The sequence below is a fragment of the Legionella sp. genome, from assembly GCF_047605385.1.
Lineage (GTDB): Bacteria > Pseudomonadota > Gammaproteobacteria > Legionellales > Legionellaceae > Legionella.
Genome location: NZ_JASGFU010000001.1, coordinates 144,308 through 161,388, shown reverse-complemented (window position 1 = coordinate 161,388; position 17,081 = coordinate 144,308). Strand labels below are relative to the sequence as shown.

The window sequence follows — 17,081 nt, the reverse complement described above, 5'->3', positions numbered from 1 at the left end:
GACATGCATGTCTAGTCTTTCTAATTTATAACTCGTCTGTTTTATATCTCTTTTTTTAAAAAATTTGACGGGATACCTCAGGGTCAAGCCGCTTTTTGCTCAAGAGAAACAAACGACTACGGGCAGTTCTTGCTGTGTTCACAGAACCTAGGCAAAGACCCTATTTACGTTACTCTAAACTTCTCAAAAGCAATAACTAAATTCTATTGATAGTAAAAAAGGGTGTCTTTAAAGAAAGTAGAAATTATCTCAAGGGTGTACTCTAGTGAGAGTTAATAAATAATTTGGAATGTAAGTAAATGTCTTATATACTTAATGTAAGAATATTTCTTACACTTGCAGGGGTAGTTATGGCTCGCACAATGACCGTTGATTTAGGCAATGAACTTCGCAACTATGTGGAGTCACTTGTCGATTCAGGAGATTATCGAAGTAATAGTGAAGTCTTAAGAGAATCACTTCGGTTGCTTCGTGAAAGACAAGCCGAGTCAAAACTTGAACAGTTACGTCATCTTATCGATGAAGGGAAGGCGAGTGGAGATCCTCTAAGATGGGATGCGCATGAATTTCTTGAGCGAATGAATAAAATATCTCATGCTAAATAAAAAGTATCGTCTTTATTCCAAGGCTGTAGAGGATCTTGAGTCCATCTATTTGTACAGTGTGCGTGAATTCGGCATTAAAAGAACAGAAGACTATTGATTTCCAGAAAATGTGATTATGTTCGCGAGGATTTGAGGGCATTTAATATCGGTTCACATGTTATTTTCTTTAAAATCACAAGTTATGGTATCGCAGTTATTCGCGTGTTGCATCAATCTATGGATTTTGGCAGACATGTTTAGCTATAAGGGGTTTGGGTGAGTAGAATGGCCAGATCACTCTGACCAAACCTTCCTCAGAACCAGACTTGCAGAGCTACCGCATCCGGCTCCCGATAGATCAGTGCCCCCACACATATTCAGCGAGTTAGAACATCGATATTGTTTTCCACATTTTTGGAAATCCTAAGACCTTTAGTATGTTTAGCAGTTTATTCCAAGTGTGGACTAATCTATACCACAAGGTACCCAAAAATTAGAGTTTTCTCTCAAAAAATACAAAGATGAATTGAGTATAAAAGAATTACAAGAAAGGGATGCAGTTATGGCTGAAACAATACATAACGATCTTCAAATGACACTTTTAACTAAAGAAAATCGCTGTGGATTTTATGCCTCAGGGGCTCGCCATGTAATTGGTGAATATCCAAACAGCTTACCTAAATTGTTGAAACAAAAAGGCTGGATATTAAATAACCATCAGTTTTGCTGCTAGAAGAGAAAAATTCATTGAATAATATGCAAGTAGGGGTCTCACAAAATAGATTTTTCTCAATCGATGCCGAATTGCTTAAACCGCTTAAACCATTGTTAGAGGATCATACGCGTTGGACCTGGAGCAATTATTCTGTACAGAAATAGCTAATCCCCGAAAAGATATTTTTTGAGATGTCTTCAAGAATCGGTCTTGCTGTTTTTGCTCCGCTGCTCCCCAAGCCTGATTTTCACCTATAGTGTATAGTTTTGCTTGCCCTGGTTTTTTGTTACTGCAATTGTTGATGCTACACCGTGAGCAAAGATCAAGGGATCATACATTGCTTCAGCATATGCTGGTGGTACTGTATAAGTTCCCACGTTAACAGCCTTAATCTTATAAACAATTTCTTTAGTCGTACTGGTAACGCCGCCAAAGAAGTTCACTCGGTCTTCACGAACATCAGCATAATCCATATCTGCATTATTTTTTACTGAATTTGTAACTACTTCAAAACCACCAGGTAGCAAATCTTCTATGGCAATGTGGGATAAATAATCAACATCCAATGCGCGGATTTGGAGATGTACTTCAAGCTCACTGCCTAAAGTTACTGTATTCACTACTTGATTATTAACATCACGATATTCTCTAAAAACCTCCAATCCATGTTTCACGGCTTCTTTAGGCGTCGATTTATCAAATCCTGATTGACTAAGCAAGTAAAAAAAGCTTATCTTGCCTGGATTATCAAATCGTACTTGTTTGGTTTCGGTATCCAAACTTACTTTTTGATAATGTGTATCATTAACTGGAACCGGAATTTGTTGATTATTCGCCATAATTTTAGTTATTGATAAATTATCGGTATTAGGTGTTGTTGCGCTCGGATAAGCACCTAAGGCGAGGCTGATGTAGCCTGAGAGAATCGTATTCATATCATTCTCATTAATGACTTTAATCAAACGCATAAGTACAGCATCACTAATTTGTGGCAGTAAATTAGGAAAGTGTTTAGCCACAATATAGAGGTATTGGGCATCCGCAATAGTGCTATCATAAAAATCAGTATTCGACGATTGATTCGTTTGAGGAGTATATTGGCCAATTAGTTTATTAGCTTCTTGAGTACTTTGTAATAACTGATAAGAAGCAGCCAGATAAACTGCGCTGATGTCATTTCTCCAGCTTTTTGCATAGTTCTGTTCTAAATATAATTGCAGGTTGGTAAGGTAATTGGTGGTCACAATTTCATTACGAGTCAGTATGTAAATAGCATAAGCTTGAATTCTTGCGGCATCAAGACTGCTAACATTTTGACTTGCCAATGATTTTAAATACTCAATTCCTTTATAAAACATATCTAAAGGTATGGTTAAGCCTTGTGTTTTCATTTCAGTTAAGAAGTGCATTGCATAAACCGTTGCAAAATCATTGCTTTGGTTGCTGCCCAATCCTGGCCAATAACTAAAGCTTCCATTCGACATTTGACGTTGGTTTAACATTTGGATGGTGGCATTGATTTTTTTGTTTATATCTTTTGTTTCATCAGCAAATTCAGTATGGTTATGCATTGCCAGTAAAGGCATTACTTTACTGATGAGCTGCTCGGTACAACCATAAGGATAGTTATCCAGATAGCGTTGTAAACCAAAAACTAGAATCAGTGGGCTGGATGATAGAGTTGCGGTGGCATTGCGGTATTCTGGGTAGAATGTTTGCATTAGCTCCAGTGTTTTTTGTGCCACTTGTGATTTACCACTGTTGATGAGGGTCATCAATGGTGAAGAAGGTCGAACACTAAGTGTTGTGCTCATGGTGCTGGTTTTATCACCAGCACTTGCTTTAAGTTCTAAAGTTGCTGAACCTAAAATGTCTTTGGCTTTTAATTTAAATTGTACCGTTTGTTCTTTTCCTTCCGCTATTTCTATGGTTTGTGTTGAGGGTTCTATAATGCTTATTTCAGGTGTAGTGGAGAGCTCTACATTGATTTGGGCATGTTCACCAGAATCTTTGACGTTATTAGCAACCGAGGCAGAAATTTCAAACTCATCACCAGGAGCAACAAAGGTGGGAACGTTAGGACTAATGATGAAGTCGCCGCGAATTTCTGTAGCAGTTTCTTGAGAGCCAACTGCATTAGCTGCTACGGCCACAGCCATGATTTTAAGATTGCCATTAAAATAATCCGGTACATGATACATCAACTGTCTAGTTGTAGTGTCGGTATCTTGAATTCCTGACCAAAAGGCTACTGGTAAGTCAGTTTTGCGTTTAAAGGGGTTTAAACGGGTTGCCATATTTTCTTCACCATTATCACCACCAACTGCGAAGCGTTCACGGTCGAGGATAAATTGCGGCATGATTTGATCTACTGTTTGTTGAGTGATCACTTCTAGAGCGCGCTTTTGGAAAAAGAAGGATAATGGATCGGGGGTAATATATTTAGCAACTTGTAAAATACCTGCATCTACCGCAAAGATAAGGATCTTTCCTGGCTTATCACTGCGGTAGTCAATAGTTAATGATTCACCTGGGCGTGAGATTGCTGGTGTTTGCAGATCAATTTTAATGTTTTGTTGCTCGTGATTTACTGTAAAGGGAGCAATGCTGTAGCTTAGCGGGTTGACAAAAACTTCAGGGGAATTCCAGTCTCGGATAAATGCCACATTCACATAACCATTGCCTTTAAAATCTGCAGGAATGTGAACAGTTTGTACAGAGTTTGTATTGTCGGTTTTAAACCACTGCGTGGCATATACTTTGTCACGTTCAATGGTGATCAAGCCTGAACCGGTATAAGGTGATGTAACTTGAATTTCAATATCTTCATTGGCTTGATATTCTTTTTTGTTTAATTTAATCGATAATTCAGCATTTTTTGTAAGTTGTGCTTGACTCATACCAACAACGCTAAATTTTAATTGGCTTAGTACTGTATTGTCTTTGGCTAGAATCACCAAGGAAAAATCACCAATTTGTTGCGTTGGTAGCACATAATTGCTACCTTGTTTGTTGATACTAAAAGGTGCTGTGTTTAATACTGTTGACTGGATAATCGATTGATATTGATACGTTCCATCTGCTTTTTTCACCAGGGTAGTCACTGGGTGTAAAGATACTAATTGAATTTGTAAGTCTTTGACTTCAGCTGTGGCTAATTCTGGATTAATCGCCAGGTAATTAATTACCCGGGTGTCATTTTGTTTGATGAACGATAGATCTCCATCTGGTTTATAGCCAACAAAATAAGGCAACGGGCTTATCAGTGTTTGAGACTGGCTTGTAACACTGCGACCACCATCGGCTTCAAAACCTTCAGCGAAGAACGTTAATTGATAAGTTGCTTTTTCAAAGCGGTCTAAATTTAAATCAAATTCTGCTTCACCTTTGTCGTTTGTTTTAAGGTCAGTTAAACTTTCAGTAAATACTTTTGCAAGTTTTTTCGGATCTGCTAATGGATCAGCAAAAATATAGTCAGGATATTTAGAGAACTGTACTTTTTGAGGTACTAATAAAATTTTAGCATTAACTATTCTATTGGTTGCAGGGGCTCCATAAAGATTCCATAAGTTTACTTTGCCCTTTAACTCTTGAGGATGGCTCCAGCCCGCAGCTGGTTGGGGTATTAAATTGGTGGTAATGCGCATTCTATCGGGTAAAAACTCAGAAACACGAACGGTTGTTGAGCCTAATAAATTCTGTGGATGATTATCTTTCACTAAAAATAAATTGATGGTGTACTGGCCTGTTGGAGAACCTGATGTTGTTGCAAAATCAAACTCCATAAAGCCGGTGTCATTTAAGGTGATAATTTCTTCTTTAACGGTTGTTCCTCTTGGGTCAATGACAGAAACCTGCAAAGGCAAACCAGCTGGTTGCTCTTGAACGTAAGCTTGTTTTACAATCATGCCTACATGCGTGGTATCTCCTGGCCTGTATATGCCTCTATCAGAAAAGAGGTAAGCACTTAAGCTTTGCATGTCTTGGCCATAATAGGTATATAGTCCACCGACATCGAATTTAGAAAAATTTAATTGGCGATTGCTGCGATTAAAAGGAATGAAAGAAACATCATTTCCTTGTTGTGCTAGATAAGCCACTGGTTCGCGATCATCGATAAAATCTTTGAGGGTTGGGAAGTTTGCTCTTCCAGAAGCATCGGTAACACGTGATAAAACGGGTAAACCATTTTTGCCTAAAACGGTTACGGTGGCATTGGCAACTGGCGTTCCTTGAGTGATGGAAGCAACAAACACATCATGACTACCGTCATTATTGTCTTTTACTACAAGTGCCAGATCAGTGATTAAGATCATACGATTGCTTTTAACATCCAGTGCCGTATTTTGAGCAGGATCCCAACCGGTAGCCTGTAATAAAAATAAACCTTGAGGGCCTGTGGAATTGGGTTCCATCGCTAGATACTTGCTAAAATCAAGAGCAAGGTATTCTTGTTTTGCTAAATCAGAAGAAGATAAGTGTTGGATATCAGAAGCAATTTTACTGATATTTTGCTGATTAAAATTGGGATTAATAAAGTAAGGATTATTAAAATCACCTTGAGTCTGAGTGACTAATTGATTCACGTTGTCTGGCAATACTCGAGCAAACTCAAATTTGATGGCTGGGACACCGCGAGCAAGCACGGAAAGCTTTTTTTCACCACTAAGTGCTAAAAGTGAACCTTTGTGCAAAAAGCTAATTTCTTTTGGATAATCAGGTACTTGCACCACAGCTGCATAGTCATTATTTAAGGTATAATCGCCAAAGCCTTTCATGCCTTTATCGATTTTTATATAAAGGTAGCCTGGTGTTTGTGCAGTGAATTTAAAACTATGCAAGGTTGCATAATTTTGCTCTGTAGGGATGGCTTTTTTAGTTAATGGCTTAGCTAGAGCCAGGATGTTATTGGTCACTTCACCAGGGTTCATCCAATGGTAATCTTTTACTGCATTTTGTGATGCTGTTGCTGGCAGATCTTTAGGAAGCAAATACACATGAACGGATTTATTAAATTCAGTTTCGTTAATACCTATGGTCGTTTCAATGGTTAAAACTTGCTCTGGCCGATCTTGGGCATTGCGGACAATAGAAGCGGTTGCAGAAGAAACTTTAAGGAAGTCATGTGCATCAGGAATGTAAATCTTATCCGTAAGTTCTCGCCCGGTGACGCCAGAGTTTGTTGAAGAGCTCAACTTTTTATTTAACGTTAAGCGTAAAAAGCGGGCAATATCTTTAATTTTAATAAGATCTGAATGCAAATAAGCGACACGTTTATGGGCATCAAACGTATAAGTGAAGGGCAGTGACTCCTGCGTTTTGCCACTTTCTGTCAGGAAATTCAAAGAGGTGTGTTGTTCTAGGCTTTCAGGATTTACTGGGAAGTTAAATTCAATAGTGGCTATCGCTTTATTTATTTCTGCATGCAGTGGATCTTGGTAGAGCGAGAAGCTTTTAATATCCGCTTTAAAAGTATGAGTAGAAAATGAAAAAGTATGGGACTCCATATTGGCATTGGCAGCAAAGAACTCAGGAGCAAAGGTAATTGTATATTTTTGATTTGCAGGCCAATCTTCAGCTGGAGTAAAGGTCAGTTCACTGTCACTGGTCCAGACCCAGGTACCAGGTATTTCAGGTTTCATTTCAATGCCTTTAGTAACCAGTTTGCCAATCTGGTTTAATGGCGCAACTGACTTATTAATGAATCCATTTTGTTTGATACCAAAATCTACGACCAGATTATCAGGTACTAAAGTTTCTTCATTAGCGGTAATCTTAGGAGTATTGATGATGGCAGTAGTATAAATAGGTTGAGGCAGATTTTTATACCAATGAATGCCATAGCCAGAAGCAATTACTGCCAAGATAATAGCCCCAAAAAACGTTTTAGGAGACGTACTCGATTTACTTCGTAAATACGTTAACCAAGGAGGACTATTCCAGTTTAATTTTCCAAATACAGCGGAAAAAGCATTCACTAGTTTATTGCTCATAATTAATCCTGATTGATTGGTATATGCTCATTGGTTCCTGCACTGTTTTTAGTGCATAATAGCGCTTATGAAAAAAATTTTAAAACGCTTAAGCATAATATTTGTTTTACTGTTTGTCAGTGGGTATTTGCTATTATTTTTTTTACCTACACCAATTTTATTGCCAGAAAGTCGTTTTTCTAAGGCAGTGTACGATGAACAACATCATTTATTAAGGTTAACGTTAAGTAGTGATGAAAAATATCGGCTGTTCACGCCTTTATCTAAGATTTCTCCGCAGTTGGTTACAGCAACCTTATTGCAGGAAGATCAGTATTTTCGTTTTCATTTTGGCATTAATCCTATAGCAACCTTGAAAGCTTTTTGGCAAACCTATGCCTTAAAATCACGGCGTATGGGGGCATCGACAATTACTATGCAAGTTGCACGTATGCGTTTTGGAATTCACTCGAAAAAAATTAGTGGCAAGTTGTGGCAAATGGTTAAAGCCCTGCAATTAGAGATACATTATTCAAAGGATCAAATTTTAGAAGCTTATTTAAATCTGGCACCTTATGGTGGCAATATTGAAGGAGTAGGGGCAGCCAGTCTGATTTATTTTGGAACTTCAGTTGACAGGCTAACGTTACCTCAGGCTTTGATCTTGAGTATTATTCCGCAAAATCCGGGCAAGCGTACACTGAATAATCAAGACTTAAAAAGTATTCGTGCACATTTATATCAACGATGGTTATTGATTCATCCTGAAGATGCGAATAAAAAAATGATGATTGATTTGCCATTGGTTATGCAAAATAATCATACGTTGCCTTTTACTGCTCCTCATTTTGTAAACTTGGCCTTACATGATGCATCACAGCAAAATATCCTGACCACTTTAGATTCACGCGTGCAAATCATTCTTGAGCGAATTACACGTAGCTATCTGGCACGCAAACGCAGATTGGGCGTGAATAATGCCGCGGTTTTATTGGTCGATACGCGTGATATGGGGATTAAAGGAATGCTAGGTTCATCTGACTTTTTTAATCAAGAAATTAGCGGGCAAATTGATGGCACAAACACCAAACGCTCCCCTGGTTCTGCTCTAAAACCATTTATTTATGGTTTGGCCATCGATCAGGGCTTAATCCATCCTGATACTATGTTAAAAGATGTTCCTCATAGTTTTAATGGTTATAACCCCGAAAATTTTGATTATGATTTTATGGGCCCCATTAAAGCTAAAGATGCTTTAGTTTTGAGTCGCAATATTCCTGCAATTTATTTAGCTAATCTTTTACGTCAGCCTTCATTGCATCAGTTGCTCGAAATGGCTCATGTTAGTCATCTGCGTTCGGAATCATTTTATGGTTTGTCTTTAAGCTTGGGTGGTGTGGAATTAACCATGCAGGAATTAGTAAGTTTATATGTTATGTTGGCTAATGATGGTTTATGGCATCCTTTGCGTTTATTGCAAGATGATTTGCAAACAGCGGGTGTGCGTTTGCTTAGTCCCGAAGCCAGTTTTTTAGTTTTAGATATGTTACAAAATACACCGCGGGTGGATGTCAGTTATCTGCATGGTTCACTTCTGCCTGTAGCGTGGAAAACTGGAACCTCTTCGGGTTATCGTGATGCATGGGCTGTAGGTGTTTTTGGACCTTATGTTTTAGCAGTGTGGGTGGGGAATTTTGATAATTCAGCTAACCCTGCATTCATTGGGAAGGATATTGCAGCCCCTTTGTTTTTTGAGTTGATTGATGCAATAAAACAAGAGCGTGGGCCCTTACATGCTTTAGAAAAACATCCTGAATTGATGAATCTTAAAAAGGTTGAGGTCTGTAAAACTTCAGGAATGTTGCCTACTCGATATTGTCAGGATAAGGAGTGGACCTGGTTTATTCCTGGGAAATCACCGATCAAAACGGATACAATTTATCGTGAAGTAGCCATTAACAGTAAGACTGGGTTACGTACTTGTCATATCGATATGGACACACGTTTTGAGGTTTTTGAATTTTGGCCTTCGGATTTGTTGCAAATTTTTAAAAAAGCGGGGATTCATCGTCGTGCTCCGCCGTTTTTTGAGCCGGAATGCACTTTGTCCGGAAATTTAGGCATTAATCCGCAAATTACTTCACCACAAGTTGGATTAAGTTATATTATTAGAGCAGATTCACCACATAACAATACAATACCTTTTACTGCCGTAACTGATGCGGGTATTGCATATGTATATTGGTTTATTAACGACACTTTTGTTGCGAAAACCGTAGCAGGTAAATCCTTTATGTGGAAAGCTAAGCCTGGTCAGTATGTAGTTCGAGTTGTGGATGAACACGGATTATCGGATGCGCGGGATCTGCGGGTGATTCTGGATAGTTAGGGAGAATAAGGAATGTTTAATTGGATTATCCGAGCACTTTTGGTAATTTCAGGTTCCATTACCAGCTGGTTTGTTGCTCAGGATGCATTGAACTTTGCTATTGTGCAAATGGTCATCGCAGTTTTATTGTTTACATTAGTGATTTTTATTATTGCATTTTGGCCGTTAGTAAAAAAATTATTTAAACGTAAGGAGTAAGGGAATGAAACAACATTCACAGGGATTTTTAGCATTGGTTACAGAAGCGAAAAAACATATTAAAGAGCTTAGCCCTAAAGAGTTAAAAAAGAAGCTAGAACATCAAGAACCATTGAAATTGATTGATGTACGCGAGGAAAGCGAGTGGGCAAGTGGCGGTATTCCTTCTGCGATGCATTTGGGACGTGGAATTATTGAGCGCGATATCGAGAAAGTAATTCCTTTACGGCAGCAGCAAATTGTAGTTTATTGCAGTGGTGGTTTTCGTTGTGCTTTGGTTGCAGAAAGCTTGCAGAAAATGGGGTATCAGAATGTATATTCTTTAGATACTGGACTGCAAGGATGGATTGATGCAGGGTATCCAATGGAAAAATCGTAGGCGTAGTAAATGCTAAGAATCACTATAAAAAAAGCGCTTGAGCAATATGATAATAATAAAGGTTATGTTCGAGCACTTATCAAAGAAGAACCACATATCAAGGAATTACGCAGGTTTTATGAAGAGCTGAAAGAAGATAATTTATTCCCTGCTTCATTACTGAACTTAGCCTTGATTTTAATTGGCAAGAGCACACGTACAGAGCAAAGTGAAAGTGATAAAACATTTGAGGCGCTGGCTAAAAAACTAGGAGGGTATGAAGCACTTGATATCTTAAATAATTCGAAACAATTGACTGAAGAGAGCATAGTGTTACTGGAAAGATACCCAACTTCAGGAAAAACTTTGGCTGCTTTCATAGTCTCTATCTCAAAAAACACTCTAGTCGGTGATAGAAAAAAGATATTCCATGCTCTGGAAAAAATTAAAAATCATCAAGAACTAATCACTATTGTTAAAGAATTAGAGTTAATTTCACGAACAGAAGATGCTCATTTTTTTATTAATGTATTATCTATATTAAATAACTATGATTTAAATAGCGATGAAGTATTACCTTTATTGAAAGAAACAAAACATATTATCGGTATTAACAAGATACTAGAAACATTGGCAAAAGAAAATCCATTGCTGATTACTTTGCCTAATTTGATTAATATTTTAAAAGCAAAAAAACACTTTCTCTTTTGTGAGTTGTTTCTGAATCTTCCTCCGAATCAGCAATCTTTAGATAGTTTATTTCAAGCAAATGATACATTGAATTATTGGTCCAAAAATATCATTATAAATTTTAAAAAAGGTGGTTGGGATATACAACTGTATTTAGGAACGATTCTAAGCGGGAAAGTCGATGACTGGGCATTAAACACAGCTACTGAAGAATTAATTAAATTGGAATTAAAATCAGAGTGCTTGCCACTAATTCTGCAAACTATTTTTGCCTATTCAAATGAATGTCGCGCATTAATAGAGGCAGTAAAAACACTGAATAAAGAGGGTTTGGATGAACGTTTTCTTAAATTAGCCTTTGAAGTACCTAAATATTCCAATGAAGTTGCTGTAGCTCTTGTAGTACTACAAAAAGCACGATGCTTTAATGAAATTACACAAAAATATGTTTGTTCAAATCCCAAATACGCTTTGGGCTTGGCTCAATTTTGGATCCAATTTTCTAAAGCAAAATGCATCGATCTAAGCCTACGTGAGTCTATGTTAAAACAACCACAAAGAAATTTTAGTAAAAATTGCTCAATATTCTGGTAATGGACATTTAGAAGAAGAAACAGAACATCATATTGCTCAAGACTCTTATTCATCATTTTTTAAAATTTGATAAATAACAGTTTATCAGGTGTTTTGATGTTATAGAAATTTAAAAGTTAAATAACTGTTCAACAGTTTTGCTTTTCTATTGTTTTGATTAGGTTATTTGCAGTTTGAGCTAGAGTTGTTTGTATTAATTGGCTAGACTCAACCCAGCTAAATCCATCATTTTTGTATCGTGGAAACACATGCATATGATGATGGTTCACATCATTAAAATATCCACCATTTTGCATTACACTTGGGTTAAATTACAGAAACGGGGTAAATGCGAATTAGGGCTTTAATGGATCGGAGAATTTTGCATAAAGTTACCCCCAAAAGATGCTTAATAAATGATGCTCAATAAATTTGCAGAATTATGGTAGAATGGCAACATTCACGACTTTTTTGGAGTACTGATATGTCAACATTTTTTCGTATGTTAAATCCAACAGAAAAGCATACTGGATTTATTTATGAAGTTTTAGATGGGCCAGAAGAGATGGTTGATCTAACCGTTTGTGAAAATATTTCTCGGAGATATAGAGGAAACAAAGCACATTTCTCTTTAGGTAGAATTTTTGATTTATTAATGGGCGATCATTATTATATATTGCACCCATGTGATTCTCCTCCAACTGCTAAAGGAATATTGGATTTCTTAATATTTCCATTAATCTCTAGGGCATTAATTTTATCTCCCGAATCTGCTGTCGCAGGTATATTCGGTCTTATCATTGCTATTCCATTGGAAATTGCTAGATTTAGTCTTGGAGTTGGGTTAACTATACTTCTCGCTCCTATTGCGGCACTTATTGATCTTATTCAAGTTTGTCTTCCCAAGAAAAATATAGAAGACACGCATCCTATTCCAAGTAATGCCTTATAAAAAATTAATCGCATAATAATCCTTATGCGATGAAATTACCATCAACTCATCGCATAATCCATTTTTTTATGTTAGATTATCTCAAGAAAATCTAATCGTATAATTAGTAATGACGCAAAATACCCAAATTGAAGCATACATCACTTATCAAAAATCGACTGATAAATCGCCACTAACCTTGGAAAGTTATCAAAGCGATTTGCTTCAATTTGCGACCTGGTTTGAATCGGTTAATAAAGTAGACATGAAATTGACTAACATCACACCGACTGATGCACGCCAATACAAACAATATTTAATTGACTCAGGATTCAAAGCTCAAACGATTAATCGCCGATTACTGTCTCTAAAGTATTTTCTGGAGTGGGGATGGCTAACAAAAAAAATCAAATATCGATTCCCATTACCTAAAACAGTCAAACAATCTCAATCAATGCCAAAATGGTTGAATCGCAATCAACAAAATCAGCTACTGCGCCATGTTGAGCAAAATGGCCGCAAGAGGGATATTGCGATTGTAAAAATCCTACTGAATACGGGGCTTCGTGTCAGTGAGCTATGCAACTTAAAATGGAGTCATATTGTTTTAAGTGAGCGTAAAGGACACCTAACGATCAATGCAGGGAAAGGATGCAAATATCGTGAAGTCCCTTTAAATAAAGAATCACGATTTGCATTTCTTACGTTAGATTATGCTTTACATGCTGGAAGCGATGCATTTGTTTTTAATGGTCAACGCGGGGTACTTAGTCCTCGGGGAATCCAGCTCATGCTGAAGCGATTACGCACCCCAGAAGAGTTAGGCATGATTTCCCCGCATCAACTAAGGCATACATTTTGTAAAAATTTGGTTGATGCCGGCATTAGCTTAGAAAAAGTGGCTTCTCTTGCAGGCCATGAGCGACTGGATACAACAAAATTATATTGCCAACCCTCTTTTTCCGATTTGAGCGAGACGGTAGAGCGAATTGGGGAAATGGACTAATGCGTTTAATTGAAGTATTGCCAGATTATGAGGCCAAACGATTTAGCCGTCCACCTGTGCTCAGTTCGGATGAAAGAAAAGTAATTTTTAAACTCGATCCTTTGTTTAGTGAGCTTATTAAAAAAGCAAAACAAGCAGATAATCAAATTGGATTACTTGTTCAATATGGCTATTTCAAGGTAAGTGGTAAATTTTTTACAACAAAAACGTTCAGAGCATCTGACATCAAAGCGGCAGCAATTGCAATTGGCACCGATGTCCCAGAAGACTTTTTGAATCAATATCATGACCGCACTCGACAAAAACATCGATTACTCATTTTAGAGCATTGTGGTTATATTGATATTAACCATGCTCTACCTATCTTCGATGAAATGATTGAAGACATGGTAGATAAGCAAATGCATCCACGAAAACTATTCTATATCCTTATCGAGCAATTACGACAGAAAAAGATTGAATTACCAAGTTACGATCGTAGCGCAAGAACAATCACTGACAAATTCCATGATTTTGAGAAAAATGTCATCCAAAAAATGGCAGAAATTATTACGCCAGAACAACAAGAAGCATTAAATCAATTAATTATGAATGACGGCGAATACTATGAAAGAGTATTGCTGACGCGCCTCAAAACAATTAATCAATCCATGCGGCCAGCCAAAATCAAACAAGGCATACGTAATTTCCTTATCATTAAAAAGCTTCATCAGGAATTAATGCCTCTCATAAAGAAACTGGAGTTGTCTTCAGAAGCCACAAAATATTATGCCCAATGGGTAAACAAAGCTAAAGTCACACAAATTGCAGAGATGGTAGACCGTCATAAGAGAAACTTATATTTAATAGCCTTTATTGATCACTGGTATAGGCTTTGGCAAGATACATTTATCGATATATTGTTAAAAGCTGTCCAACAGCAGATAAATAAGGCTGCGCGTGAAGTTGATTTATTGGTTAAAAGCCGTCTCCCTGAAAAAAATAATCTCACTGAATCAGTGCTTTCTGGCTTTAATGAAGCCAGTGATACTTTACATGAAGTACGAACAGTTGTTCATGATAACGAATTGAATAATGATGAAAAAATCCAAAAACTTCATAAGATTTTACCTGCTCATAAGGAAAATAATGCATTTAGCCAAGCAGAAGATGCTGCGAAAAAATTATACGATCAAATTGAAGATGAGAAAAAAAGAACCGATGAGTTTGATGCTTTAGGTAATTTATCAAGAAAACTGCAAAATCGGGTAGCAGAAATTGTGAAATACTTGGAGTTTGAAGCAGCGAGCTGTGCCCAAGATCTCTGTTTGGCGATAGTACATTATCAGAACAATAAAAACATTACCTCTATGGCCCCAGATGGATTTTTAAATGATCACGAATATAAGGCAATTTATGGTGACGGGAAATTTAATATATCACTCTATAAATCAATTCTCTTTTGTAAAATTGCTGAAGCTATTAAATGTGGGAGAATAAGTCTTATCCATTCTTATCGATATCTTTCTATTGATGCTTACTTGCTTAACGAACAATATTGGCAAGAGAATAAAGCTCATCTCATAGAAAAGTTAGGACTAACTGATTTTAGTGATGTGGATAAGGTACTTTCTTTATTAAAAGGCATTTTAGACAAACAATTTTTTGAAGTGAATAGGTGTATTACCCAGGGAAAAAACAAATATGTGACCATTCATAAAGATGGACATTTCTCAATTCATACACCTGCTGTTACAAAGCTCGATTATGATTCAATAACTACCATTATTGGCAAGGACAAGTACATTCCAATCTTACAAATGATGGCAGAAATTAATGCTGTAATCAAATTCACTACTTGTTTCAAGCATCACAAAATCACAGGTTCGAAGTCAGTTCCTGAAAATGAGGTTTTTTATGCGGGACTCTTTGGTTTAGGCAGCAATATTGGGTTACATAAGCTGAGTCCTACAGCCATTGGGGTTAATTACAATACTTTATCAAATACGGTTAACTGGTACTTTTCTTTAGATAATCTTTATGCAGCAAATCAAACCTTGGTTGATTTAATGGGAAAATTATGGCTTCCTGAAAAATTTAAACGAGAACGCAATTTATTACATACCTCCAGTGATGGCAAAAAACAATGTGTTTCGGCAGAGTCTTTAAATACTAATCATTCGTATAAATATTTTGGTAATGGAAAAAGCGCTAGTGTTTACCGCTTTATTGATGAGCGAGGCATTTTATTCTATTCAACCGTATTTAGTAGTGCCGAGCGAGATGCAATCTATGTCATCGATGGCTTATTGCACAGTGATGCAATAACTAGCAATTTCCACTCAACTGATACGCATGGCTATACAGAAATGGTTTTTGCAGTCTCTCATTTAATCACTGTTACCTTTGCTCCGCGTATTAAAGATCTTGCTTCCACGAACTTAGTGAGTTTTGGAAGAATAAAAGCAGAATTAGAAAATAAAAGTTACGCTGTTAAGCCAACTTATTATGTCAATGAAAGCAAGATTAGACGTAATTGGGATACCATCTTAAGGTTAATTGCAACAATCAAATTACGTGAACATCGCGCCTCTACCATTCTTAAAAGATTAGGCGAATATTCAAATCAGCATCCCTTAGAAGACGCCCTCAAAGAATTTGGCCGCATCATTAAATCTATTTTTGTTTTGAAATACATTGATGATATGGAATGGCGACAAGCCATTGAAAAGCAATTAAATAAAGGGGAATTGGCTAATAAATTCTCAGCTGCTGTTTCATTTGCAGATCAAAACATCTTGGAATCTATTAAAGAGGAGCAAGAAATTGCGGTCATGTGTAAAACCATTATTCAAAACATCATTATTCTGTGGAACTACATTGAGCTAACTAAAATCATTATGCAATCTGATAATGAACAGAGGGAGCGCTTACTTGAAAGTATTACAAGTGCATTCATTCTTACCTGGAAACATGTGAATCTGCATGGGACTTATGATTTTAGTAATTTATTAAGCTCAAACGATCCAGAGTATTCCTTAGATGATGTGATTAATTTTAAGGTGGCTTAAGTTTTTAAATGAATTTTAGGATAAGAACATGCCTACTGTATTAAATATTAAAGGTTATCGATTTTTCTTCTACAGCTTAGAAGGAAACGAGCCACCCCATATTCATGTTGAACATGGGGATAAGGTTGGTAAATTTTGGCTAAATCCAGTAAGTCTTTCTAGCTCTTATGGTTTTAGAAGCCATGATCTAGGCAAACTTAGATTATTAGTTACTGAACATAGAGAATTATTTTTGGAGAAATGGTATGAGTACTTTGGCAATTAAATTTGATGATCATGCAGTGGACGTAGGTTTTACTAAAACCTCATTGCATTTTATTCTAGCTGATGGTAGAGAAATTTCAGCACCCTTGGAATGGTTTCCAAAACTACGAGATGCAACAGAGACTGAGAGAAAAGACTGGCGTTTTATTGGTAATGGACTTGGGGTTCATTGGACTCAGATTGATGAGGATATTTCAGTTAGATCTTTAATGCTTGGGGTAGATTAGTATATTCATCATTATGCGAACAGTTTTATTCGTAAAACCCCTTATGTATAGAGGAATATAATCAATTTTAAAGAGATTTTTTAGTGAGATAAAGTTTTGGGGCCTTAGCGATAAAGAACTTATT

13 protein-coding genes are annotated in these 17,081 nt (G+C 36.8%); 12 read left to right on the top strand and 1 reads right to left on the bottom strand.

The features are described from left to right. The first annotated feature begins 350 nt into the window (after positions 1-350). The 3 genes from QM652_RS00775 (at position 351) to QM652_RS00765 (ending at position 1,317) form a co-directional block, all read left to right on the top strand. Entirely contained in the window at positions 351-605 is a 255-nt protein-coding gene (locus QM652_RS00775; RefSeq protein WP_415072239.1) for a type II toxin-antitoxin system ParD family antitoxin, read from the top strand. Positions 606-698: 93 nt separating this feature from the next. After that, on the top strand, positions 699-845 hold the full coding sequence (locus QM652_RS00770) for a type II toxin-antitoxin system RelE/ParE family toxin (RefSeq protein ID WP_415072238.1): 147 nt from the start codon (positions 699-701) through the stop codon (positions 843-845). Positions 846-1,146: 301 nt separating this feature from the next. Beyond that, complete coding sequence (locus QM652_RS00765) at positions 1,147-1,317, top strand: hypothetical protein (RefSeq protein WP_415072237.1); 171 nt, start codon at positions 1,147-1,149, stop codon at positions 1,315-1,317. 233 nt (positions 1,318-1,550) lie between these two features. Here the strand turns inward: QM652_RS00765 and QM652_RS00760 are convergent, their stop codons facing one another. Further along, complete coding sequence (locus QM652_RS00760; RefSeq protein WP_415072236.1) at positions 1,551-7,292, bottom strand: MG2 domain-containing protein; 5,742 nt, start codon at positions 7,290-7,292, stop codon at positions 1,551-1,553. Positions 7,293-7,359: 67 nt separating this feature from the next. Between QM652_RS00760 and pbpC the strand changes: the two genes are divergently transcribed. The 9 genes from pbpC (at position 7,360) to QM652_RS00715 (ending at position 16,957) form a co-directional block, all read left to right on the top strand. Further along, a complete protein-coding gene (gene pbpC, locus QM652_RS00755; protein ID WP_415072235.1) occupies positions 7,360-9,660 on the top strand; it encodes a penicillin-binding protein 1C in 2,301 nt (766 codons plus the stop codon). Between the two features lie 12 nt (positions 9,661-9,672). Then, positions 9,673-9,858, top strand: coding sequence for a hypothetical protein (locus QM652_RS00750; RefSeq protein ID WP_415072234.1), 186 nt, complete (start codon positions 9,673-9,675; stop codon positions 9,856-9,858). A gap of 4 nt (positions 9,859-9,862) precedes the next feature. Then, the gene (locus QM652_RS00745) at positions 9,863-10,237 is read left to right on the top strand and encodes a rhodanese-like domain-containing protein (RefSeq protein WP_415072233.1); all 375 of its coding nucleotides are present in this window, start codon (positions 9,863-9,865) and stop codon (positions 10,235-10,237) included. Between the two features lie 9 nt (positions 10,238-10,246). After that, positions 10,247-11,500: a hypothetical protein gene (locus QM652_RS00740; protein WP_415072232.1), complete on the top strand. Its 1,254-nt coding sequence runs from the start codon at positions 10,247-10,249 to the stop codon at positions 11,498-11,500. 463 nt (positions 11,501-11,963) lie between these two features. Then, positions 11,964-12,431, top strand: coding sequence for a hypothetical protein (locus tag QM652_RS00735; RefSeq protein ID WP_415072231.1), 468 nt, complete (start codon positions 11,964-11,966; stop codon positions 12,429-12,431). 109 nt (positions 12,432-12,540) lie between these two features. Further along, positions 12,541-13,416, top strand: a complete 876-nt coding sequence (locus QM652_RS00730; RefSeq protein ID WP_415072230.1) for a tyrosine-type recombinase/integrase — start codon at positions 12,541-12,543, stop codon at positions 13,414-13,416. After that, complete coding sequence (locus QM652_RS00725; protein WP_415072229.1) at positions 13,416-16,466, top strand: Tn3 family transposase; 3,051 nt, start codon at positions 13,416-13,418, stop codon at positions 16,464-16,466. The genes QM652_RS00730 and QM652_RS00725 overlap by 1 nt, the downstream gene beginning before the upstream one ends. A 28-nt stretch (positions 16,467-16,494) precedes the next feature. Beyond that, a complete protein-coding gene (locus QM652_RS00720) occupies positions 16,495-16,731 on the top strand; it encodes a DUF4160 domain-containing protein (protein WP_415072228.1) in 237 nt (78 codons plus the stop codon). Next, positions 16,712-16,957 (top strand): DUF2442 domain-containing protein, encoded by a 246-nt coding sequence (locus QM652_RS00715; protein ID WP_415072227.1) that lies wholly within the window; start codon positions 16,712-16,714, stop codon positions 16,955-16,957. Before QM652_RS00720 ends, QM652_RS00715 begins: the two co-directional genes overlap by 20 nt. The last annotated feature ends 124 nt before the right edge of the window (positions 16,958-17,081 follow it).